The following is a 797-nucleotide window of genomic DNA, read 5'->3' as shown; positions in this document are numbered from 1 at the left end:
AGCATCTCTCATTTTTGGAAGAACTGAATTAGATTGGTCTGAAGTAGCCGATTTAGATTGAGGTTTACTAGTGCTAGTGGAACGGCTTTCCCCTCCTGCTACACGTGGATTTGCGCCCGATGTAGGTTTATTACCACTATCTTTAAAAGAGTTTCCAGTCATTTTAGAAGCGTTTACACTACTTCCTGTTCCACCAGCAGCGGATACTCCACCAGCAGCAGATGCTCCACCAGCAGCGGATGCTCCACCAGCAGCGGATGCTCCACCAGCAGCGGATGCTCCACCAGCAGCAGATGCTCCACCAGCAGCAGCTGGTGCTGCTGCCCCACCAGTTGCTGCTACAGCAGCTACGCTCGCAGCTGCTCCTATAGCAGCGCCAGCCATTGCTCCAATAGTTGCACCACTCCCACCACTTGTTCCAGAAATTAAACCAGCAATAATTTCCGGAATAGTCTTTGTTAAATACGCACATAACAAAGAAAGTCCTAGCAGTGTCCAATTTGATGCATCAGAAAAAATATATGCTTTTCTCCATTCCATTATGGAATCTGTCATCAAGGTCACTAAGAGTGTTATTACAAAAAGCTTTGCTCCAACAGAGACAGCATAACGAAAAGCCGTTATGCTTATTTCTCGTGTCCATTGAGAAGCACCAAAACCCATAAATATTACAGAGGAATTAATCACAATATATGACTCTATAATTGTAACAGCCAGTAAAACTGCAATAAAACCAAAGCATAAAAAAACAACGGCAGCCTGAAGAGCAAGTAACACAGCAGTTATAGGATTCCAAG

1 protein-coding gene is annotated in these 797 nt (G+C 44.4%); it reads right to left on the bottom strand.

The annotated features are described in order from the left end of the window. On the bottom strand, positions 1–797 hold a 797-nt coding region (trbL, locus tag ACFILW_RS10330), incomplete at both ends, for a P-type conjugative transfer protein TrbL (RefSeq protein ID WP_375685795.1).

It is taken from the genome of Bartonella sp. TT110JLCBS, from assembly GCF_042193405.1.
Taxonomy (GTDB): domain Bacteria; phylum Pseudomonadota; class Alphaproteobacteria; order Rhizobiales; family Rhizobiaceae; genus Bartonella.
Note: the sequence above shows the minus strand (reverse complement) of the source record. Positions and strands in the feature narration are given on the sequence as shown.